The organism is Bradyrhizobium sp. URHC0002 (assembly GCF_054059515.1).
The window spans coordinates 7,865,919-7,888,244 of the sequence record NZ_JBSSCF010000001.1; the positions used below are offsets into that span (position 1 = coordinate 7,865,919).

Annotated in this window: 21 protein-coding genes and 1 pseudogene; 11 read left to right on the forward strand and 11 right to left on the reverse strand. The window is 61.9% G+C overall.

Translation table 11 applies throughout. The features are described from left to right. The first annotated feature begins 233 nt into the window (after positions 1-233). Both ACVWVY_RS37825 and ACVWVY_RS37830 read left to right on the forward strand, forming a co-directional pair. On the forward strand, positions 234-2,000 hold the full coding sequence (locus ACVWVY_RS37825; RefSeq protein WP_456631180.1) for a carbamoyltransferase family protein: 1,767 nt from the start codon (positions 234-236) through the stop codon (positions 1,998-2,000). Between the two features lie 408 nt (positions 2,001-2,408). Beyond that, positions 2,409-2,876 (forward strand): VanZ family protein, encoded by a 468-nt coding sequence (locus tag ACVWVY_RS37830; RefSeq protein WP_456631181.1) that lies wholly within the window; start codon positions 2,409-2,411, stop codon positions 2,874-2,876. 184 nt (positions 2,877-3,060) lie between these two features. Here the strand turns inward: ACVWVY_RS37830 and ACVWVY_RS37835 are convergent, their stop codons facing one another. The 8 genes from ACVWVY_RS37835 to ACVWVY_RS37870 form a co-directional block, all read right to left on the reverse strand. Then, a complete protein-coding gene (locus ACVWVY_RS37835; RefSeq protein ID WP_456631182.1) occupies positions 3,061-3,657 on the reverse strand; it encodes a DsrE family protein in 597 nt (198 codons plus the stop codon). A 33-nt stretch (positions 3,658-3,690) separates the two neighbouring features. After that, positions 3,691-4,233, reverse strand: coding sequence for a hypothetical protein (locus ACVWVY_RS37840; protein ID WP_456631183.1), 543 nt, complete (start codon positions 4,231-4,233; stop codon positions 3,691-3,693). 80 nt (positions 4,234-4,313) lie between these two features. Then, on the reverse strand, positions 4,314-5,357 hold the full coding sequence (locus ACVWVY_RS37845) for a TAXI family TRAP transporter solute-binding subunit (RefSeq protein ID WP_456631184.1): 1,044 nt from the start codon (positions 5,355-5,357) through the stop codon (positions 4,314-4,316). Between the two features lie 448 nt (positions 5,358-5,805). After that, positions 5,806-6,534: an SDR family NAD(P)-dependent oxidoreductase gene (locus ACVWVY_RS37850; RefSeq protein WP_456631185.1), complete on the reverse strand. Its 729-nt coding sequence runs from the start codon at positions 6,532-6,534 to the stop codon at positions 5,806-5,808. Then, on the reverse strand, positions 6,527-7,909 hold the full coding sequence (locus tag ACVWVY_RS37855; protein ID WP_456631186.1) for an AMP-binding protein: 1,383 nt from the start codon (positions 7,907-7,909) through the stop codon (positions 6,527-6,529). Before ACVWVY_RS37855 ends, ACVWVY_RS37850 begins: the two co-directional genes overlap by 8 nt. Then, positions 7,896-8,141: an acyl carrier protein gene (locus ACVWVY_RS37860; RefSeq protein ID WP_456631187.1), complete on the reverse strand. Its 246-nt coding sequence runs from the start codon at positions 8,139-8,141 to the stop codon at positions 7,896-7,898. The genes ACVWVY_RS37855 and ACVWVY_RS37860 overlap by 14 nt, the downstream gene beginning before the upstream one ends. Positions 8,142-8,182: 41 nt before the next feature. After that, positions 8,183-10,000 carry a long-chain-acyl-CoA synthetase gene (locus tag ACVWVY_RS37865; RefSeq protein WP_456632406.1) on the reverse strand — a complete coding sequence of 606 codons (1,818 nt, stop codon included), beginning with the start codon at positions 9,998-10,000 and terminating at the stop codon, positions 8,183-8,185. 159 nt (positions 10,001-10,159) lie between these two features. Further along, on the reverse strand, positions 10,160-10,429 hold the full coding sequence (locus ACVWVY_RS37870) for an acyl carrier protein (RefSeq protein WP_456632407.1): 270 nt from the start codon (positions 10,427-10,429) through the stop codon (positions 10,160-10,162). Between the two features lie 270 nt (positions 10,430-10,699). Here ACVWVY_RS37870 and ACVWVY_RS37875 point away from each other — a divergent pair, with 270 nt between their 5' ends. The 9 genes and pseudogenes from ACVWVY_RS37875 (at position 10,700) to ACVWVY_RS37915 (ending at position 20,460) form a co-directional block, all read left to right on the forward strand. After that, entirely contained in the window at positions 10,700-11,920 is a 1,221-nt protein-coding gene (locus tag ACVWVY_RS37875) for an acyl-CoA dehydrogenase family protein (RefSeq protein WP_456631188.1), read from the forward strand. A 28-nt stretch (positions 11,921-11,948) separates the two neighbouring features. Then, positions 11,949-12,893 carry an amino acid--[acyl-carrier-protein] ligase gene (locus ACVWVY_RS37880; RefSeq protein WP_456632408.1) on the forward strand — a complete coding sequence of 315 codons (945 nt, stop codon included), beginning with the start codon at positions 11,949-11,951 and terminating at the stop codon, positions 12,891-12,893. An 84-nt stretch (positions 12,894-12,977) separates the two neighbouring features. Next, positions 12,978-14,252: an O-acetylhomoserine aminocarboxypropyltransferase/cysteine synthase family protein gene (locus ACVWVY_RS37885; RefSeq protein ID WP_456631189.1), complete on the forward strand. Its 1,275-nt coding sequence runs from the start codon at positions 12,978-12,980 to the stop codon at positions 14,250-14,252. 26 nt (positions 14,253-14,278) lie between these two features. Beyond that, positions 14,279-15,373: a homoserine O-succinyltransferase MetA gene (gene metA, locus ACVWVY_RS37890; RefSeq protein WP_456632409.1), complete on the forward strand. Its 1,095-nt coding sequence runs from the start codon at positions 14,279-14,281 to the stop codon at positions 15,371-15,373. Positions 15,374-15,550: 177 nt separating this feature from the next. Continuing rightward, positions 15,551-16,411: an acyl-CoA acyltransferase gene (locus ACVWVY_RS37895; RefSeq protein ID WP_456631190.1), complete on the forward strand. Its 861-nt coding sequence runs from the start codon at positions 15,551-15,553 to the stop codon at positions 16,409-16,411. 26 nt (positions 16,412-16,437) lie between these two features. Next, a complete protein-coding gene (locus tag ACVWVY_RS37900; RefSeq protein ID WP_456631191.1) occupies positions 16,438-17,376 on the forward strand; it encodes a branched-chain amino acid aminotransferase in 939 nt (312 codons plus the stop codon). Further along, positions 17,324-19,003 carry a thiamine pyrophosphate-dependent enzyme gene (locus tag ACVWVY_RS37905; protein ID WP_456631192.1) on the forward strand — a complete coding sequence of 560 codons (1,680 nt, stop codon included), beginning with the start codon at positions 17,324-17,326 and terminating at the stop codon, positions 19,001-19,003. Before ACVWVY_RS37900 ends, ACVWVY_RS37905 begins: the two co-directional genes overlap by 53 nt. Positions 19,004-19,248: 245 nt before the next feature. Continuing rightward, positions 19,249-19,671 (forward strand): annotated as a pseudogene (locus ACVWVY_RS37910) (cupin domain-containing protein); the annotation flags it as partial. A 195-nt stretch (positions 19,672-19,866) separates the two neighbouring features. After that, positions 19,867-20,460, forward strand: a complete 594-nt coding sequence (locus ACVWVY_RS37915) for a LabA-like NYN domain-containing protein (protein WP_456632410.1) — start codon at positions 19,867-19,869, stop codon at positions 20,458-20,460. A gap of 499 nt (positions 20,461-20,959) precedes the next feature. Here the strand turns inward: ACVWVY_RS37915 and rnk are convergent, their stop codons facing one another. From rnk to opgC, 3 genes are all read right to left on the reverse strand, one after another. Beyond that, positions 20,960-21,367 (reverse strand): nucleoside diphosphate kinase regulator, encoded by a 408-nt coding sequence (gene rnk / locus ACVWVY_RS37920; RefSeq protein WP_456631193.1) that lies wholly within the window; start codon positions 21,365-21,367, stop codon positions 20,960-20,962. Positions 21,368-21,370: 3 nt separating this feature from the next. Continuing rightward, positions 21,371-21,586 (reverse strand): hypothetical protein, encoded by a 216-nt coding sequence (locus ACVWVY_RS37925; RefSeq protein WP_456631194.1) that lies wholly within the window; start codon positions 21,584-21,586, stop codon positions 21,371-21,373. Positions 21,587-21,780: 194 nt separating this feature from the next. Further along, a complete protein-coding gene (gene opgC, locus ACVWVY_RS37930) occupies positions 21,781-22,296 on the reverse strand; it encodes an OpgC domain-containing protein (RefSeq protein WP_456631195.1) in 516 nt (171 codons plus the stop codon). Positions 22,297-22,326 lie beyond the last annotated feature (30 nt).

A 22,326-nucleotide genomic window follows, 5' to 3' on the forward strand; every position in this document is an offset into this window, starting at 1 on the left:
CTGCTCTTTCGAACTACCGATTCCGGGTAGACTACCCCACACTACTTTCCGTGGACAGTCGTCTTCCGGCAATGTGCAATTGCGGTAGATGTCCCAACGGAGTCACGCTGGCCTCGCATCGTTTCTGCCTTCAGTACTGCGTGTTGAATCATTTTCGGCCGGGATCGGACAAGCGAGCTGGAACTCCATTGCCGCTGCCACGCGCCTCAGCTGTCTAAGGGAGATTGTTGAACATGGCGAAAGTAGTCGGCATCACTGGATTCGAGAACGCGATTCCATTCAAGAAAAAGCATTGGCCGGGCCTGGAAGAACGCGAATACCGAATATCTCAGGGTCACGATTCGGCTGCGGTGCTGGTGGTCGACGGCGAGATTGTCGCTGGAGCCGCCGAAGAGCGCTTCAGCCGCAAAAAACACACCGGTGACTTCCCGATTGGCGCTATCCGCTACTGCCTGGAGAGCGCGGGCCTGAAACCCGCCGACATCGACGAAATTTCCCACGGCTTTGACTATTCTCCCTACAAAGCCGCCTTCAGGCTGGATCCGACTTCCGCCGAGCAATACAGGGAAGTTTTCTCGCGCGAAAAACTGCTTTCGCAAGTGAACCAGCACCTGCCAGGATTCCCCGCCGACAAGGTTCACCAAGTCAACCACCATTTGTCCCACGCCGCCAGCGCCTACTACACCTCCGGATGGGATGAATGCCTGGTCGTGATCCTCGACGGCATGGGCGAAGTTCACGCCGTCACCATTTATCACGCGCACGACAACAAGATCGACAAGCTCGCCGAAATCACCGCGCAGGATTCCATCGGCATCCTCTATTCCGCTCTCACGCTGCACCTTGGCTTCGACTTCAACTCCGACGAATATAAAATCATGGGACTCGCCCCTTACGGGAATCCCGCTCGCTATCATCATTTCTTTGAGCAAGCCGTGGAGCTGCTCGACAATGGCCTGATCAAGATTCCACTTCTTCGTCTGAACAACGAGCGTCTTGATCGCGAAACCTACGGCGCGACGCGACGCTACCTCGAAGAGCACCTTATCCCGGCTCGCGATCCTGACAGCGACACGAACGACGACCATCGCGACGTCGCTGCGGCGTTGCAGGAATGCCTCGACAACGTCATGCTCCATATCTGCGGCCACTTCGGCCGCAAGACCGGCCTGCGCAAGCTCGCTATGGCGGGCGGTGTCGCGCTCAACTGCACTGCAAATGGCCGCCTTCTTCAGTCTGGTCTATTCGACGACATCTACGTTCAGCCGGCCGCGGGCGACGACGGCTCCGCCCTTGGCGCCGCGCTCTGGTCGGCGTCGCGCAACGGCGGTGTAAAAAACGTCCGGATGCCGGTTCCCTTCCTCGGCCCCGAGCACTCGCAAGCCGAAATCGACAAGGCTCTCGCTGACGCCGGCAGCCGCATCGAGGTCACCCGCTTCCCGAATCTTGAGCAAACCTGCGCAGAAGCAGCCAGGCTCATCAAGGCCGGACGCGTGCTTGGCTGGTATCGCGGGCGCATGGAGTTCGGTCCGCGGGCCTTGGGTCACCGCAGCATCTTGGCCGATCCCGGCCATCCGGAGATGCGTGATCGGATCAACGCGATGGTCAAGATGCGCGAAGCCTTCCGCCCGTTCGCTCCGGCGGTGAGTCTCGAACAGGTACAGGATTGGTTCGAGGTACCGAAGGGCCTCGAACTTCCCTACATGATTATGACCGCCGATGTTCGTCCTGAGCATCGTGCCGCGCTGCCTGCGATTACGCACGTCAACGGCTCGGCCCGGGTGCAGACGATCAACAAGAAGGACAATCCGGAATTCCACGCATTGGTACAGGCCGTCGGCAAGGTGACTGGCCGGGAAATGGTGCTGAACACGAGCTTCAACGTGAAGGGTCAGCCGATCGTCAACACCCCGCGCGAAGCCATCGACACGTTCCTCGGCACAGGCATCGAGTTTCTCTTTCTCGAGAACACACTCGTTCGCCGCGCAGGGCAGAAGTAGTCGGCGCAAAGGCACACAATTTGCGGAGCGTTGGAGCGTCGCCCGCGCTGCTCTAACGTTCGGCTACGCAACCTCGACCAGCTCTGCGCCTTCGACGTGCTGGCCGCAAGCGGCAATGATCTCCTCCCCTCTCGATGCGCAATGTACCGCGAACAACTGCCGGCGCGGCGTCCTGAGGGCGTCTTCATCAATCCATGGCGGGTTGCGATGGCGCCCGCGACGGCCATAACCGGCGGAACCCAAGAGGAGTGCCCCTTTTTAGCAACTATTCCACCCGGCACACTTACGTAGGGTGGCCCCGCGTACCGGCTTACGGCGCGATCCCGGTACTGAGAGCAGGCCACCATGGCAAGCTCCGCGCCTGGGCTAGTTACGCAGGCAGTAGAGCAAAGCCGAGAGGAAAAACTCATGTTTCAAAGATTACTTAAGTTCGCTGCATGGGCCGGCCTGTGTGTCATTGCTTATTCGACCCTGTCGCCACTTGGAGATAGGCCGATTTTGCTGACCTCGTCGAAGCTGGAACATGTTGCAGCATTTGCCGTTCTCGGCACGCTCTTCTGCTTGGCCTATCCCCGACGCACTCTTGCCGTCCTGCTTATCGTACTTGGCAGCGCCGCATTGCTTGAGCTTCTGCAGCTTCTTACCCCAGATCGCCATGCGCGAACCTTGGACGCACTCCAAAAAATTGCCGGAGGCGCCGCAGGCGTTTTCGCTGGCCGCGCAATCCTGCGTTTCGATCGAGCACGCTTCTGGTTGTTGCCCGCCTCAGACCCGCACCCACGCCTTGAAATTCGCTGCGAGGATATCCCGCGTCGTGCTTCCCGAACTGTCGAGAAGGCCACCAACATCAGACATCGTACCAATTTGCACGATTGATCGACGCGTCACCGAGCCGCCATGAGCGGCTGTTATCGTTAGATTGTCGTGGCGTCCTGGAAACTCCTCACGGCAACTTCATCTCCCGCTCGCGGTCCGCCACGATAGTTCCGCTCCATCGAGCCGCCAGGTCAGATTTGAGAGCTGATGGTCGGCGCTGGGGGCTGATCTCGGGATCCAGCGCTCACGGTTTCACATAGGTCCATCCCTTCTCCTGTAGCTCCATCACGCGTACGACGCCCGACTTGACTTCTTCCGCCTGAGGGACGATCGGGATGTCCTTGTTCTCGGCCTTGTGCATTTTTTCCAGGGTGTTGCCGCAGGCCTTGAACGACACCTCCGGCGTACTCAGCATCATCTCCTCGATGCGGGCCTTTACCGGCGACGTGTCGGCGCGCAGCATATGCAGGCCGGGCCCAAACGTGACCACCTCAATTTTCACCTTCTCGCCGAGATCCTTGTAGTACTGCGCGACATTCGTTGCGTTGTTGAGCGCGAGGTTCATCGCGGCGGGGTCGTTTGTGTTCACCTGCAGGATCAATTGATGCGCTTCGGGTGCAAGCCGAGCGTTGGCCGCCAGAGGGGATCGTTCCCTTTTTTGTGTGACGGCTTTTTGCGTGGCGGCCCGGTTTACCGCAACGCGCGGCTGGTCCGTATCGGGATTCGTCGTTGTCGGTACCCAGTACCGCCCGCCCTGCTCCGCTGCCGCAAAGGATGCGGCGAACAAGACCGTGACGGCTCCTAACGTAGCTGTCTTCGCAATGTGCTGAAACATGTTCATCGTGCTCTCCTGTACAAACGTCATTGGACACCATCACCTGTTCGGCTTCTCGGCCGAGCGTGACCATTTGCATGAAACACTCAGCTTCGCGCGCACCGCTTCCCACCCGCCGAGTGAAAACATTCCATTCAGCGCGGTCCCAGCGCGGGGTGCAAGCTGAACGCTGAGGTTTCCAGCGTCGGGCAGAGATTGCAGCAAGCCAATAATGTCACCTGCGAACGCGACCCCTGCCCCGGAAGCCGGCGGCACTGCCGCGATTTGCACCTGCTGACCGTCGTTAACACGATACAAAATCGCGTAGTTGTCGCCGCGGCCCGAAATGCCGGGTCCTGCGACGACCAGTTCGGTCCGCCCCCCGCGGCAGCGAATTGAAAGTTTCATTGTGGATGCCGCCGCACCATCGTGTGACACGGCCGTAGCGACAACGACGGGCAAATAGTCGACTGGCGAAGTCGTTTGACTGATGATCCAGTTGTCTTCTTTGGAAGCCGCCTGAAGCGCAGGCGCGATCGTCGACGAGGCCTTGTCCGGGCACTCCACCCCTCCGGCGCGCTCGGCCGGGGTGCAGTCGCGCATTGGCTCTTCTGCCCCTTGCGTCAAGGCAATCCCGCTCGTGAGCGCGATTGCAACTACAACCGGGATGATGGCCGCGCCTCTCATTGCGATACATGCGCTGCGCGCGGTTGGCGTTCGAGCCACGTTTGCGCCGCAGGGAAGCGCGCCAGGCCAGGAACCGTCGCCGAGAGATTGATCGATTTCCATTTCGGGTCGAAGCCGGGTTCCTGCAGCTTGCCAATCCGCGAGAACAGGTGGGCGACAAAACGTTCGACGCGCTGAAAGCGGTTCGACTGGGCTGGAAAATTGAAAGCGACGAGCGCGGTCGGAACGGCAATCGTTGTTACTCGTTCGCCCGGCTTGATCAGATTGGGATAGTCCGCGGCATCGAGCGCGGCGGGCAAATAGTAGTCCTCGAACTTGCTGTCATAGGGCATTGGCAGGAACTTGAACCCCGGCTCCCAACGGCCGCGCACGAAAGCATCTACCGGCTTCGACGTAATGAAGACGACCCCGGCCATCTCGCCCTTACGCATCTGCTCGAGCGCGACCTGATGCGGGATGAACGTCTTTTCCACCTCGACGCCGATCCGACTGAAGATCAGCGGACCCGAATAGGCCGCTGCGGTGCCCTGGGTATTGAAGTTCACTTTTTTACCAGCCAGATCGTTCAGACTCTGAATCTCGGGACGAACGAAGATATGAAGTTCGGACGGAAACAGATTCAGGACGTAGGCAAGCCGTTTCTGAATATCCGGCACCTCGCTTTTATATTCTTCCAGCACGTCGGAATTGATGATCGCGGCGTCGATGCCGCGCAAATACAGCAGTGAATTCACGTTTTCCGTGGCACCGCGTGTCACGACCGGCAGAACGTGCAGATTGGGTCCATCATCTACGACGCGGGCGATCTCCGCCGCCAGGCGGATGGGCGCACCTTCGAGAAGGCCTCCTGCAACACCGACTGTCCAGGCATTCATCGCTACTTGCGGCTTTTGCTTCGGGGACTCGCGAGGCAACAGACGAGCGACTTGCGGCCGGGATTTTTCCGTCTGCGCGTTCGCGGCGAACGGCTGAATAATCACGGGCAAAGCAGCCAATGCCAATAGCAAGAAACGCGGACCAAAACCAACAAACCAATTCATCAGCCAATTCCTTTCCAAGCTTTGAAGACGTTGCCGATCCCCCAGCGCCGAAAAATGCGACGTACCTGAGATCTCGTAGGCGGCACCTACGTCATCCTTGCTTGAGAATGACCGCCTCTTCACTGGGCGATCCGTCTGCAATTAGCCGCCGCACGGCGCGACGGCCTTTTCCAATGCGCTATCACTTACGTTCTTTATGCACTTCTACATTATGCACTTTGCTTGGCCGGCAATTCCATTCCTCGCATGGAGGATCCGCGCCACCCTTCCGAGTTAGGCGCACCGTCGTGCGGACCCGATTGGCCAATGCAGCGGCGTTCGCGCCTCGTCCCTCATTATTCTCTTAGCGGCTTGCTGCGCGAAACTCTTAAGGGGTACGTCGAAGGAAGCAGCTCTCACACCAGGCGATGCGGTGCGCCGCTGAGCGTGTGCCGGCCGTCGCAGACCATCAGGCGGTGTTGCCGGCGTCCACGGTCAAAACGGTGCCGGTGATGTTGCGGCCGCCTTCTCCGAGGAGATACTCGACCATGGAAGCGACGTCGTCGGCCTCGGGCAAGCGGCGCAATGCGCTGCGGCCCGCGATACGCCGTCGACCGTCGTCGTCCAGCGACTTGGTCAATTCGGTGTCGACGAAGCCGGGCGCGATCGCGTTCACGGTGATGCCGAGCTTGCCGACTTCGCGGGCCAGCGAACGGGTGAAGCCGCCGGCCGCGGCTTTGGACGCGGCGTAGACGGACAGGCCGTTGTAGCCGGTCGAGGCGATGATGGAGGAGATGTTGACGATGCGCCCGGCGCCCTCGGCCATCATATGGCGCACCACGTATTTGGTCAGAATGATCGGCGACAGCACGTTCAGACGGATCAACGCCTCGATCTCGGCGTTGCGCATATTGGCCAGCAGGCCTTCGGTGCCGATCCCGGCATTGTTGACAAGGCCGTAGATCGCGCCGAAGGCGTCGCGCAGCTCCTTCACGAAGGCGGGAATCTTGTCTGTCTGGCCGAGATCGAACGCCCTGAAGTGCAGGCGGCCCGCGCCCGTCTCGCGGATGGCCCGTCCCAGATCCTCGCTCTCGCGGCGCGCGACCGCGACCACGTTGTAGTCGCCGGATGCGGCGAGCCTGCGCGCAATCGCAAGCCCGATGCCACGGCTGCCACCGGTGACGAGGACGTTACGCATCGGCGCGCGCCAGTTTTCCCGCTGCCGTGACGTCGAGCCGCTCGACGAAGCGGATCACTGCAGGAACTTTATATGACGCCAGGGAGTCCTTGCACCGGCCGAGAATCTCCGTGCGGATCGTTTCCTGGCGACCCGCATCAGCGCCGTCGGCGAGAACAATGTCGGCGACCACGATGGCGCCGGTGATCGGGCTCCTGCGCGACCGCGCGCGCGACATCCGCACCGACTCGTGTCCGTTGATCACGGCCTCAACCTCCTCGGGATGGACCTTCAGTCCGCCGATGTTGATGATGCCACCGCGCCGGCCGACGAAGTGGTAGCGCGCGCCGCGCAGTTCGACCATGTCGCCAGTGTCGACGAATCCCTCGGCATCGGCGAGCGGTGGCGCGCGGGCGCCGATATAGGCGTACGCCGTGCGATGGGAGCGGATCCGGAGCGAGCCGTCGACGACCTTCATCTCGACGCCGTCGCGGTTCCGGTCGATGAGGTTGGCGGGAAAACCCTCGCGCCCATCGTCGACCGCGAAACCGACCCCGGCCTCGGTGGAAGCATAGGCATGGCCGACCGACGCATGCGGAAACGCACGGGCCAGGCCGTCGAGCACCGCCTGGTCAGCGATTTCGCCGGACAAACGGACGTAGCGCGGCGAGAAGTTCGCGGCGGCACCGCTCATCAGGAGCTTGCGCCAGTGCGAGGGCGTTCCGGAGATGTGAGTGACGCCGCGCTCGCGCAGCCGTGCCACGTAATCCGCGATGCTTTCTCCGGGCTCCGACAGCACCATCGATCCGCCGCCGATCACGGCGCGCAGGAATATCTGCAGGCCGCCGTAGCGGCGGATGTCGTAGAACGTCGCCCAGGTCGCGTTCGGATGGCGCGCAGCCCCTTCGGCAACGATTGCGCCGGCCAGCCCGTCGAGCGTATGTCCGACGATCTTGGGCGGCCCTGACGTGCCCGAAGTCAGCATCAGCCACTCTGTCGGGCGTTCGGGCTTCCATCCCGCAGCGGCAGGTTCGGGCAGGCCGACGCCGACGACCAATTGCGTGCCATTATCGAATTGCTCCGGCCGATCCGTGACGATCGCATCGATCTCCGCGTCCGCAAGCAGCGCCGGGATGAGACCCGGATCGAGGTCGGGCGGGCACAGAAGCATGCGGCGGGCGACGCCGTCGAGCTCGATCATGGCGAGCGCGGACTGCAGCTGCCCCGACGCCGCCAGCAGCACCGATCGGCCGGACAGCTCGCGGGATCTGCCGATCAGACAGCTGTGCCCGAGAATGCCGGTCAGCGATACGCTGTGCCGGGCATCGGAGATCGTGCGGCCCTTCAGCTCCGGGCCGAGATATTCGCGCAATGCGAAGGTCTCAGGCGGGGACATTCTCGTACACTCTGACGAACTCGCCGACAGTCGACGGAAAGGCGGCATCCTCGGCGATGGTGAACGGATCGATCCCCAGATCGTCTTCCAGCCGCGCGACCAGGATAGCGAACGCCAGCGAATCGAACCCGGTGTCGTGGAGCGATAGATCGTCCTGGAGCTGCGGAAGCGTGACCTTCTGTTCTTCGGCGATCTGCTGCATCGCCGAAAAAATCCTCGACCTAACTGACATGGAACACCTTACCTCTCAAAAAAACGGCTTTCGAGCCGACGCTAGAACCTGAACCCACCCTCCACCATGCGCGCGTAGACGGCGCGGTTGATCGGACAGTAGTCGCCAGTCACCGGATCACGGAAGAACAGCGGGTCGCCCACGACCGAAGGATCAAATCCCTCGCGGATCAGTCGCTGCTTGTTCTGCTTGAAGGTCTCGGTGGCGTCGAGCGCGCGGCAGAACCTGACGAAGACCGGAAGCGCATAGACCGGGAGCCGGCGCGCCAAGTGCGCCGCGAAGATCCTGAAATCGAACCCCTGGTCCACTACCAAAGCCGCCATGCCTGCGCGACCCTCGGCGCCCGGAACGGCGGCCCCGTAGGTCGAAGCGTCGAGAACGCCGGGGCAGCCTCTGATGGCGTCGTTCACTTCGCCGGTCGCGACGTTCTCGCCCTTCCAGCGGAACGTGTCGCCGACCCGGTCAACGAAATGGAAGTATCCCTGCTCGTCGCGCAGCATCAAATCGCCCGTGCGGAACCAGCCATCGCCTTCGGCAAAGACGTCGCGCAGGATTTTATTCTCGGTCTCGGCCGGGTCGGTGTAGCCTTCGAAAAGGCCGCCGCCCCGATCGGCGGGGCCGATGCGCCCGACCGCCTCGCCGATCTCGCCGTGGGGGCAGGCGATGCAGCGCCCGTCGTCGCCGCGGACCGCGCTGCCACTATCTGGATCGACCTTCACGATTGCGGCGGGAAAACGATGCGCCAGCGCCGGCGGGATCCGGCCGATCGCGCCGGGTCTTCCTTCGACGTTGAACAGTGAAAAATTACCTTCCGTCGCGGCATAGAATTCGAGGATCTGCGGAATCGCGAACCGCCCGGCGAACGCCTCCCAGATGTCGCCGCGCAATCCGTTGCCAACGGCCAGCCGAAGTCTGTGTCCTGCTTTTGGCCCGGACGCCGGTGCCTTCAGCAAGTAGCGGCAGAGCTCGCCGATATATTGAAGGACGGTGCAGTTGAAACGCACGATGTCGTCCCAGAAGTTCGTTCCGGAGAATTTCTCAGCGATCGCAACCGAGCCGCCCGCGCGAAGCATGCTGCAGGGCGCGACGACGCCGCCCACGGAATGATGGAGCGGCAGGCAATCGTAGAGCCGGTCATCCACGGAAGCATCCGTGAGCCCGGCAAACCATCCGCCCCAGCCGAGAATGCGGCGATGACTGACGTTCGCCGCCTTCGGCAGCCCCGTGGTGCCCGAAGTGTAGATAAGGAGCGCACGTCCATCGATCGTGACGTGGCCGCGTTCCGCGGAGGACAGCGGGCGGCTGTCCACAGCCGCGAGCGCCGCATCCAGATCGGCGCCTGCGCCACCGGCACCGAGGCTCCAGGTTTGCGGCACGCGATCCAGATGCGGACGCGCGGTCTCGAACGCATCCAAACACTCGGCGGCGAGGATGACATGATCGGCACGTGCGACGTCGATGCAGTGGGCAAGCGACCGACCGACCAGCCTGGTGTTGATCAGCGCCACCGTGCCGCCGACCCTGCTGATGCCGAGCCAGCAGGCGAGATAGTCCGGCCGGTTCGGCATCAGCAGGCAGACGGTGCAGCCGGTACGGATGCCCACGCTCAGTGCCCATCGCCCATATCGGTTGATCCGGGCGGCGAGTTCCCCGTAGGTGAAGGATTGGCCATCCGAGAGCAACGCGGGGCGCGCGGGCTGCCGCTCCGCCCAGTCTTCCACGACGTCAGCGAACAGACGATGCGGCTCGGTCTCAATCTGGGAGGTCAGTTCGATGGCCTTCAGCCAGGTTTTGGCGACGGAAGGACTGCGCCGCGGAGCGCCGGTTGCAGGCGGCCGCTGGATCACCTCTGCTTCCATGACCTGACCATGCAGGCGAGTTTGATCGCTATCCGCCCGCCCCGCCGCCTGGGGCGATGAAGCTGCGACGGAACAGATGACGCCGCGCGGCAGACCGGGCACGACCTTGCGATCATTGTCGAAGCGGCTTCGCTCGGTGCCGAAGCTGTTCAAGTCGCTTCATCCTACCCCAGGTCCGAGCTGGTTGAGGATCAGCCGCTCCAGCGTCTTCACCGATTGGAAATTCTCGGGCGTAATCTCGGGTTGAGGAAGGGTGAGATCGAACTCGGCTTCGACTCTTAGCATCAGCGCGACCATGTCCATCGAGTCCAGTCCGATATCTACCAGCCGCGACTCCGGATGGACGTCAGCTTTGATCGAGTTCTGTTCGAGGACGCTCCTGACGACGAAAAGAACGCGGTCTTGAACGCTGGCGCTAACATATTGCATTTGCTGCATTTCTACCCCATCCATCACGTGACATGGCACGGTCCTCATCGATGTGAAGGATACCTGACTGCATCTTAGTCAACAGTTCTACTTCCGGGGTACCTCTCCCGAAAGCACATTGCTCATCGACATCCACCTTTGCGCCACCGACTTCGCAGACGCCCTCGGTTAGATTCCGGGCTTCGCGCAGCATTCATCTCGACGAGGTGCGGAACGTCGGGTGGCTTGGGCCATAAACGTGCAATAAGTCCAACGTGCAAGAAGTCAAACGTGCAAGAAGTCCAGTTCCGCAAACTCGCCCCGGGAAGTAGCCGAGTTCAATTTTCTTCCGACCGCGCCTCGTTCCGGCAGCGCGCGGCCGCCGTCGCAGAGGCGGCGGCGACGGAGGTCGAAGCGGTGGACCGCGAGGCGCGCTTCCCGCGGAAGGCCATCGACGCGGCGCGCAAGCAGAGGCTCCTGGGCACCCAGATCCCGATCGAATTCGGCGGCGACGGCGCATCGATATCCGACGTAACCGACATGTGTTACGCGCTCGGCCGCGCCTGCGCATCGGCCGGGATGATCTTCGCGATGCATCAGACCAAGGTCGCATGTCTTGTCCGCCACGGCGGGGGCAGCACTTGGCACGAAAAGCTGATGCGCCGCGTAGCGGCCGAACAGATGCTGCTGGCGTCCTCGACCACGGAAGGCCAGAACGGCGGCAACATCCGCTTCAGCTTGGCGGCGGTGGAGCACGCCGGCACCGAGATCTCGCTGCTGCGCGACGCGACCGTGATTTCCTATGGCGCCGAGGCAGACGGCATCGTCACCATCGCCCGCCGCGCGGACGAGGCCGCCGGATCCGACCAGGTGATGCTGGCCATCACCCGGGACGACTATACGCTTGAGCCCACGCTCGCATGGGAAACGCTCGGCATGCGCGGAACTTGCAGCGCCGGCTTCAAGCTGAACTTCAAGGGCACCGCAGAACAGATCTTCCCCGTGCCTTACGACAGGATCCATGCACAGACGATGGCGCCGGTCGCCCACCTGTGCTGGTCGTCGGTCTGGGCCGGAATTGCCGCCGCTGCGGTGGACCGCGCGCAGCTGTTCATCCGCAAGGCCGCCCGCGGATCCGGCGGCAACATGCCTCCCGGCGCGTCACATTTTACCGCCGCCAGGATGACGCTGACGAAGCTGCGCGCCATCATCGCCGCGAATCTCGACTCTTATGCGGCCCGCGAACAGGACGAGCGTGCGCTGTCGTCCCTCGACTTTCAGTCCTCGATCAACCTTCTCAAGGTGGAGGCCTCCGAGCTCGCCGTCGCGACCGTGCTGCACGCGATGCGCGCCTGCGGCCTGTCAGGCTACCGCAACGACACCGACGTGAGCATTGGCCGCCACCTCCGCGACGTGCTTTCGGCTCCAATCATGATCAACAACGACCGCATCCTCGCCAGCATGGGTACCGCCACGCTGATGAGCGCCGTCCCGTTGTCGCTGCGCGATTGATTTTCTCCTCGAAGGAATGGGGCTCGACATGAACGTGGCCATGTTTGCCGCCGCACCGGTGGAACCCGCCGACCCGCTGGACCATCTCGCCGATGTGCTGTTCCACAGGATGGGCTCCCCGGGCGTCTATGGCCGCACTGCACTCTATGAAGATATCGTGGAGCGGCTTGCGGCGCTGATCACGCGGTATCGCGAACCGGACGCCGAGGTGATGCGCTTCCCTCCCGTCATGAACCGCGGACAGCTCGAGCGGTCGGGCTACCTGAAGAGCTTCCCGAACCTGCTCGGCTGCGTCTGCGGCCTGCACGGCACGGAAAGCGAGATCGACGTAGCGGTCGGCCGCTTAGACTCCGGGGGAGACTGGACCGCAGCGCTATCGCCGGCCGACCTCGTGCTGACGCCGGCCGCCTGTTATCCCGTCTATCCGATCGCGGCGAGCCGCGGTCCGGTACCGGCGGAAGGCTGGCTCTTCGACGTGGCCGCCGATTGCTTCCGTCGCGAGCCCTCACGCCATCTCGACCGGTTGCAGTCCTTCAGGATGCGCGAATACGTCTGCGTCGGCAGCCCCGAACAGGTCTCGGAGTTCCGGGAGCGTTGGATGATGCTTGCGCAGGAGATCGCCAGCGATCTCGGGCTGACCTTCAGGATCGACTACGCCAGCGATCCGTTCTTCGGCCGGGTCGGACGGATGAAGGCGGTGAGCCAGCAACAGCAGGCGCTGAAGTTCGAACTGCTGGTGCCTCTACGCTCCGAGGAGCAACCGACCGCCTGCATGAGCTTCAATTACCACCGGGATCATTTCGGTATCGCCTGGGACATCGCGGATGCCTCCGGCGAGCCGGCGCATACCGCCTGCGTGGCCTTCGGAATGGACCGCCTCGCCGTCGCCATGTTCCACACCCACGGCGGCAACGTCGCCCGATGGCCTACCGCGGTGCGGAACCTGCTCGGCTTCCCCCGGAACGATCGCTAGACGATTTTCAGCATTCGAGGAAATGCAATGCTCCAACGAAATCCCGAGTTAGCCCGCGGCCGAGGAGCCGTAGGGCCAACCTCCATGAAACGAGAGACGATCGCCGTCCACGGCGGCTTCGACAACGATCCGGCCACCAAGGCCGTCGCCGTGCCGATCTACCAGACGGCCTCGTACGCCTTCGACAGCGCCGACCATGGCGCCGCGCTCTTCAACCTCGAAGTGGACGGCTTTCGCTATACCCGGATAGGCAATCCGACCAACGCGGTGCTGGAGAAGCGCGTTGCCGCCATGGAAGGAGGCATTGAGGCGCTCAGCGTGGCGTGCGGCCAGGCCGCGGTGAACTATGCGGTGACCAACATCGCGGATATGGGCACCAACATCGTCTCGGTCCCGCAACTCTACGGCACCACGCATACGCTGTTCGCACACATCCTGCCGCGGCAGGGCATCACGGTCCGGTTCTCGGAAGACGACAGTCCGGCGAGCATCGAAAGATTGATCGACGACGAGACGCGGGCGGTGTTCTGCGAGAGCGTCGGAAATCCGGCCGGAAACGTCTGCGACATCGAAGCGATGGCCGAGGTCGCCCACAGGCACGGTGTGCCGCTGATCGTCGACAACACGGTACCTACCCCGATCCTGCTAAGACCGATCGAATACGGAGCGGATGTCGTGGTGGAGTCGCTGACGAAGTTCATGGGCGGGCACGGCACCACGCTCGGCGGAATCATCGTCGACGGCGGCAAATTCCCGTGGGCGGAGCACGGCCGGCGCTTTGCGATGATGAACGAGCCGGAGAAATCGTACCATGGGCTGGTTTTCACTGAACGCTACGGGCCGGCCGCCTACATCGCGCGCTGCCGCGCCGTCTCCTTGAGGAACACTGGCTCCATCCTGGCGCCGATGAACGCCTTCCTGTTGCTCCAGGGCATCGAGAGCGTCGCGCTTCGAATCGAGCGCCACGTCGAGAATGCCGAGAAGGTCGCACGGTTTCTGCGCAACGACCGCCGCGTCGGATGGGTCAACTACGCGGGCTTCCAGGACAGCCCCTATCACGCGCTGACGCAGAAGTATCTCGGCGGCCGGGCGTGCTCGTTGCTGACCTTTGGCGTGGCGGGAGGGTTCGAGGCCGGCAAGCGGTTCTACGATGCGCTCAGGTTGTTCAAGCGTCTGGTCAACATTGGTGACGCGAAATCGCTCGCCTGCCATCCCGCATCGACCACGCACCGGCAAATGTCGCCAGAAGAGCAGCAAAAGGCCGGCGTACGGCCCGAGATGATCAGGTTGAGCGTAGGAATCGAGCACATCGACGACATCATCGCCGACCTCGATCAGGCGCTCCATGCCGCGGATTGAATCCATACAGCCATGAAGACATCCCGATGCCTGTTCTAGTCGACATAGACGCATACGACCACCACCTCCTCTCGAGAGCACCGAGCGGAAGCGCCGCCGCAATGGGATCACCGGGAAACCGGGGGGAATGTCTCGATATCGGGCTGATCAACAACATGCCGGATGCCGCCTTGATGTCCACCGAGCGCCAGGTGTTCGACCTGCTCGGCGCGGCGGCTGAAAGGCTTGTCGTCAGGCTGCACTTCTACACGATGGAGGCGACGCCCCGTTCGGAATGGGGGCGCGATTACGTGCGTCGATACTACCGCAACACCGACGATCTGGTGCTCGGCAGCCTGGACGGAATAATCGTGACCGGCGCCGAGCCGAGAGCTGCCCGCCTGACGGACGAGCCGTATTGGACCGCGCTCACCCAGGTCATGGACTGGGCCAGGGAGAATACGATCTCGTCGGTGTATTCCTGTCTCGCCGTCCATGCGGCCGTCCTGCACATGGATGGCGTGGGGCGCCGCGAGCTGCCTGCAAAATGCATCGGTGTCTTCGCTCAAACGAAGACGAGAGATCATCCCCTGATGCACTACGTTCCAGCGACCTTTAGAATACCGCACGCCCGGTGGAACGAGGTGCAGCAAGAAGCTATCGCGAGCTGCGGATATTCCGTTCTCACAAAGTCGGCGGAGGCTGGCGTCGATTGCTTCGTCAAGCAGCACAAGAAGAGCCTCTTCGTCCATTTCCAGGGCCATCCGGAATACGAGGCCCAGAGCCTATTGGGCGAATACAGAAGGGACATGGGCCGGTTCCTTCGGGGAGAGAACGAAGTCTGTCCGACGATACCGAAAGGTTATTTTGGTACGAAGGCGGAAGAGATCCTGACCGCCTTCCAGCGAAAAGCCCTTTCGGACAGATGTCCGGAGTTTCTCGCGGATTTCCCCGCCGATCACCTGGCGAGGAATCTGAGAAACGTCTGGCATCTGCCGGCCAGGCGCATCTACCGCAACTGGCTGCTGTACATGGCGTCGCAGCGTGCCACACGCTCAAGGCCGCGGGCCCTTAACGGAAGGAGCCGAACGAGGCCGATCTCGGACCGCGGCGGATACCGCGCATTCGGGCACCATGGGTAACGGCAGGAAGCGCAAGAAGGGGGCCCGCTCCGTGACCGGAATTCCGGCTCGTCGCTACGGACGCAAGCTGGGCGCCGATTCCCGCACCGGACGACGGCCCCGATCCGCTCGCCTGGCTCTCGCTCGCCGACCGGCTGACGAAAAAGCGGGATCGGATCGTATGACGGAGTTCGGAGCATGATCCGATGCCGCGAGATAGGACGAGCCGATCTTGCCGCCGTCGCCGATCTCTTGACGCGCGGCTTTGAGGGCCGCTCGCGCGACTACTGGATGGAGGGGCTCCGGCGCGCGTCCCTGCGCGAGGTGCCCGATGGTTTCCCGCGCTTTGGCTACATGCTCGACCATGAGGGGACGCCCGTTGGTGTTCTGCTGTTGATCTACACTGCACGGGACGACGGCGCCGGGATCTGCATCCGCTGCAATGTTTCCAGCTGGTATGTGGCGCCCGGGTTCCGCAACTACGCGCCGATGCTGACCAAGGTCGCGCAGCGCCACCAGCATGTCACTTACCTCAATATCAGCCCGGCGCACTGGACCTGGCCGACCATCGAAGCCCAGGGATTCCGCGCATATTGCGGTGGCTTGTTCTTTTCCTTCCCCGCGCTGTCGTATTCGGCGAGCGGCATGCGCGTCGAAGTCGTGCAGCAGGACGCGCAGACGATCGACGGCTTATCCAAAGCCGACGTCGCGCTGCTGGCACGGCACGCGGCCTACGGCTGCCTCAGCCTGGCGTGCCGCGCGACCGACGGCCGCGGCTTTCCCTTCGTCCTGCAGCCGATGCGTGCCCGCCGGATCGCGCTACCGGCGATGCAGCTGATCTATTGCCACGATGTCGCCGACTATGTCGCCTGCGCCGGCGCCATCGGCCGCTTCCTGCTCCGGCGCGGGCGGATCTCGGTCGCTCTCGACGCCAATGGCCGCATGAAAGAACTGGTCGGCGTCTATCGCGAGCCGCGTGGGCGCAAATACTTCAAGGGTCCGCAATGCCCCCGGCTTGCCGATCTGTCGGATACCGAGCTGGTGATCTATGGGCCGTAACTCAGTCGCCCGTACGGAGGACCGTGATGATTCCGAGCAGCAAGTCCGTCAGCCATTCGCGGACGTGGACGTTCTTCGAGGGCCGGTGGCACGAGGGCAATGTGCCGATCATGGGGCCACGCACCCATGGGCTCTGGCTCGGCTCGACCGTGTTCGATGGTGCACGCGCCTTCGAAGGCGTTACGCCCGACCTAGACCGCCATTGCGCCCGCGTCAATCAATCCGCGGTAAAGTTCGGGCTCAAGCCGATCGTCGATCTCGACACGTGGCTGGGTCTCGCGCACGAGGGCATCGCCCGCTTCCCAGCCAATGCCGAGCTCTACATCCGGCCGATGTATTGGCCGCAGACCGGCGCCGGCGGCGGAGTGCTCTTCGATCCGGAAACGACGGACTGGTGCCTTAGCATCTACGAAGCGCCGATCCCAAAGCCTGTCGGCAGCGCGATCACGCTGTCTCCGTTCCGCAGACCGACCGCCGAATGCGCGCCGGTCGATGTCAAGGCCGCCTGTCTCTACCCGAACTGTTCGCGTGCGCTGATCGAGGCCGCCTCGCGCGGCTTCCAGAACTGCCTAATGCTGGACATGCTGGGCAACGTAGCGGAATTCGGCAATTCCAACGTGTTCATGGCGAAAGATGGTGCTGTCTACACGCCTGCACCGAATGGAACCTTCCTGAACGGCATTACCCGGCAGCGGGTGATCGACCTGTTGCGCGGCGAAGGCGCCACCGTGATCGAGGCCACGCTGCGCTATGCCGATTTCCTCGCCGCGGACGAGATCTTTTCGACCGGTAATTTCGCCAAGGTCGCGCCGGTGATCCGTATCGACGACCGGAAGCTCACGCCCGGCCCCTTCTATGCGCGTGCGCGGAAGCTGTACTGGGATTTCGCGCACGCGGTAAAGCCGCGGCGTGATGGTGATGGCCTTCCGACTGAGATGGTGTGGCATGGCTTTTCGGGTTGCTGATCTAATCGTCGATGCTCTGATCGCGCATGGCGTCGACCGGGCATTTGGTGTACCCGGCGAAAGCTTTCTTGCGCTCCTCGACGCACTGTACGAACGCGACGAGATCGATCTCGTGACTTGCCGCCACGAGGGAAGCGCCAGTCTTGCCGCAGTCGCCGACGCCAAGCTCACCGGCCGCGCGGGCGTGGTGATGGCAAGCCGCGGACCAGGCGCATCCAACGCGACGCTTGGCCTGCATGTAGCTTCCCAGGAGGCCATACCCCTCGTATTGCTGGTTGGTCAGGTCGAGACGCCGGACCTCAATCGTGACGCAGTCCAGGTGATCGACACCGGGCGGGCGTTCAGTGGCCTTGTGAAGTGGTCCACCAGAATCGATTCAGCAGCCCAGGCGCCCGAGATGATGGCGCGGGCATTTTCCGTGGCGCATAGCGGCACGCCGGGGCCGGTTGTGATCGAGCTCCCTCAGGACGTTCTCGAGATGGAGGCCGGCCAGCTCACCGCCAGGGTTCACGGCGTCGCGCGAGCCGAGCCCAGTCGAGCCGCCGTCGAGCAGGCGGCCGCTTTGGTCGGCGAGGCGGAGAGGCCGATTCTGCTGGTCGGAGGCGAGTGTCGGACTGCGGAATTTCGCAAGGATCTGATCGCAGTGAGCGAGCGCTGGAATGTTCCAGTCGCAGTCACCACCAAGATGCAGGATCAATTTCCGAACGATCACCGGCTCTGGATCGGGCACCTTGGCTTCTTCACCTCGCCAGCCCATGTCAGGCTCTTTGAGCGAGCGGATCTGATCGTTGCGATCGGAACGCGACTCGGCGACTTGTCTTCTCTCGGATTCCGGTTTCCGCGACAATCGCCGACGTCTCAGCCTCTGGTTCACGTCTACCCCGATCCGAATACCATCGGCACTCACTTCCATACCAACGTTGCAATCGTTTCGTCGGCACATCCCTTCTTGAGATCCTGGCTTGACTTGCCGGTCGCCGTACGCGAGCGCGGTGGGTGGATCGAAGCCGCGGCGAAAGCTCGGGAAGCGGTGCACGCATGGCCTGAGCAGCGTATCCCGAGCGCTGATGTCCTTGGCCATGCGGTTGCGGCCGTCGCCAAGCATTTCAGAGCAGATGGTGTCGTGACGACCGACTCCGGCGACTTCGCCGCCTGGGTGCACCGGATATTCCGCTTCAAGCCGTCAGCTCGACTGCTCGGCTCCGCCTGTGGCGCCATGGGCAGTGGTGTTCCTTCCGCATTGAGCGCGAGCCTCCGTTATCCGGATCGTCAGGTGATCGCGTTTTGCGGCGACGGCGGTTTCCTGATGACCGGGAACGAGTTGGCAACTGCCGTTGCGCGCCGGCTCAACATAAAGATCGTGATCTCCAACAATCAATCGTACGGCACCATCCGTTCGCATCAGGAAAGAGCATTTCCGAAACGTCCTTGGGGTACGGACCTCTCCAACCCCGATTTTGCGGCCCTTTCCCGCGCATTCGGCGCGCGGGGCTATACCATCACGGATGCAGCGCAGGCGGCCGAGGTAATCAGAGAAGCAATGTCGGCGAACGGCCCCGTCGTGATCGAAGTTCGATCTGATGTACGCCAAACAATCGATCGATCCCTCGCTGCGGCGTTTGGCTGATGCCTCAGCGTCACGGTAGCTCGCATTGCGGCTTCATCTCACGATTGGACACGGCACAGAGGTGCCTCTTTGGAGGTAACCCACGTTGAGCGACCTGTTAGGTACGTTGCCCTTGCGGCTGAGTGGCTTCTTCTTTTTTTTGCGATAGACTGGTTGTGTGGCACCCGGAAGAACACCCGCCGCTGCCAGCGCCACCGGGATACTTTGTAAAGTCGTGCATAATTACTCAACCCGTGAGGTCTTCGATGCCGCTTGCGCTTATTGAAACCAGCCATTGCAACGTGGATCTCAGGCCGTCGCCGATCGAGCCATCCTGGATCCTGGAAGGCAATCCGGAAGCCCGCTCGTACCCGCTGTCGGTCAGCGCGGACGGCGCTGCCAGGACGCTGATCTGGTCCTGCACCGAAGGCAAGTTCAACTGGTACTACGATGTCGATGAGACCATCATGATCCTCGAAGGATCGATCGTGCTCGAGAGCGAGGGCATGCCGCCGAAGCGTTATGGCGTCGGTGATGTGATCTTTTTCCGCAACGGGGCGCACGCCAAATGGCATGTCGAAGGCCATGTGAAGAAGATCGCCTTCTTCCGCCAGACCAACCCGTTCGGGCTCGGTTTGGCCGTCCGCGCCCTCAACAAGTTCAAGCGGATGTTCTTCGTTCCCGGCGGGCATAGCTCCACGCCGCAACAAGTCCCTGCCCCACTTTATGCTCGCAATGCTACTCGCAAAACACTCGTCCTCGTCGCCGCGCTCTTCCTTGACCACCTGAACCTGGCGGCGCTTGATGGCTTCTTGAAACTTGTACAAATAACGTGAACTGATGTCTGTAATGCCTTGCTGTCCGATTTGGGGGCCATTGCCCAAATGTCATCTCGCTGCACCAAGATCGCACTCCTTATCGATGGCGCCAATCTTCATGCGACCAGCAAGACGCTTGGTTTCGATGTAGATTACAAGCGACTCCTCAAGGAATTCCAAAGTCGCGGCACAGTGCTTCGCGCGTTCTATTACACTGCGATCATCGAGGACCAGGAATATTCGTCGATCCGCCCCCTGATCGATTGGCTCGACTACAACGGCTATACCGTGGTCACCAAGGCGGCCAAGGAGTTCACCGACGCCAGCGGCCATCGCAGGATAAAGGGCAGCATGGACATCAAACTCGCGGTTGATGCCATGGAGCTTGCCGAGCATATGGATCAGATGATTCTTTTCTCGGGCGACGGCGACTTGCGCCCGCTGGTCGAGGCAATGCAACGTCGAGGGGTTCGCGTCACCGTCGTCTCAACCATTGCCAGCCATCCTCCGATGATCGCCGATGAACTTCGGCGTCAGGCCGACGCTTTCATCGACCTCGTGGATTTGAAGTCCAAGCTTGGCCGCGACCCGTCCGAGCGGCCGGTCTCGCGCGAGACGCGCCACCACACGTTACACTTGCAACGCGACCACCATAACTGACAACGACTTTCTCCGATCAGGTAACGCCTACCGCCCAACTCTGCATTTTTACCGCAGGGCAGACGAATCCTGGAATGAAACGACCGCAGGCATTTTCGCGCTGCGGCCCCCGGGCTCAAATACGTCAAATGAAAAACGTTCGATCCGCCGTCCCGGTGCTGCGGACACTGAGCCGAATTTCTTCGAGTGTGGAGTCGCAAATGCTGTTCCAGACGAGGAACATATCGGCTGTTGCGCAACGGAGACAGCATCGAGGACGACCGCGTGCTGCACTGAAGCTCGCGACACCCGCTCGTAACCGTTCGCAGCGCTCAATTGCTCGTATGGAGCGCGCCCCGGGCAGTTCGTTGGTGCGGCCAGGCTACGCGGCCGATCGATCGACTGGATCGACGTTACAGCTCTGGATCGCGAGACAAACCGTTGCCGCCTTCCACAGTGGGCAGAAGCATGAGCGCGATGACAACTTCATCGCGCTCCTGTTTTTCCCTTCGATGTCCGACTAGTCGGCGCGACCGACCTTGAGCACGGTCAGTTCGCGCCTCTCGCCGGTTCTGGTGCGGAACGAAATGGTCTGATTGACCGAAAGCCCCAGAAGCGCTGCGCCGACCGGCGTCAGCACGGACACGCGCCGGCACGTGATATCGGCATCAAGCGGGTAAACCAGAATGATCTCCTGGATCCTTCCGGCTTGCTCGTCCCGAAATTCGACCTTGCTACCGAGACTTACAATGTCAGGACGCAACTGTTCGGCCGGAAGCACATGCGCGCGATCGAGCTCTTCCCGAAGATATTCGCATACCTCCGTCATCGATCCGCTCGTCAGCGACGAGAGCGCAAATAGTCTGGCGAAGTGATTCGCATCAATGGCAATTGGCGGTCTGATTTCGGCTATTCTGTCGCGATGCATTTCCTACTCCATAATGTTTAGCGAGCAATCGAGCTCGTTTCCAACACACCCCTTCTTAAGCTGGACGAGCATGGTCTCGCCGTGCGACGACGATTGGAGGCAGTTGCTCTGTCTGGCGCCGGACAATTGCATGCTCTTGCGGTTATGGTCAGCAATGGTCGCAGCTGCAGCGCCGGCAGCCTTCATGTACGACCGGCCCATCTCTCTCGCCTCTGTCATCGCCTTCTCCTCAAGTCAAAATTCTGGATCGCGCCGTTGCAGCTATCGTCGTCCGTCGCTTTTAGCGCGCGACAGCTAATGCATCGCATTTGCCGCCGCGTGGCGGGCGCGGCGGAGCGTGAGCTCACGCGAAACGATCGCGGAAGTATGTTCCGGAACGTCGCAATCGAGCAGGACTGCTTTGGTGTGGAAATTTATGCCCGGACAGCCGCGAAGGCAGCCCGGGTTACTTGCCGATTTGCAAGCGGCCCGCGCGGCAATATCTTCGATCGAGCACAATGATAATCATAGCGATATACTTGGCGAGACAACCCGTGAAAGCAAGCTGTTGAGTTGGCCCGCGCCGTTTTGTCGCTGATTGGCTGCATGTTCCTGCTACCTAGACACCGACACATCGTTTGTCGTGGACTAGGCCTGCGCACGGCAAGTGAATTTGGCTTGTCGACCTTCTTGCACCAGGAGCGGCAGTAAGCGAATCCGGTCAGCATGGCGATGCCGAGGACACTAACTGCGATTTGCATCCAGACCGCGTCGGAGATTTTGTCGAGCACGACGTGGGCCCCTACCGCGAGGAAGACGCCGACACGGAAGACCTCGAGCGATTGCAGACCGCACTTGATGAGCGTCCGGAAAATCGGCCATTCGAGGCCCGGGCCAGTCACGCGGCAGGAACCTGTTGATGCACATACAGCAGAAACGAAGCGGTCCATGCAACTCCGGTGCACTCAGCCACTCACGGA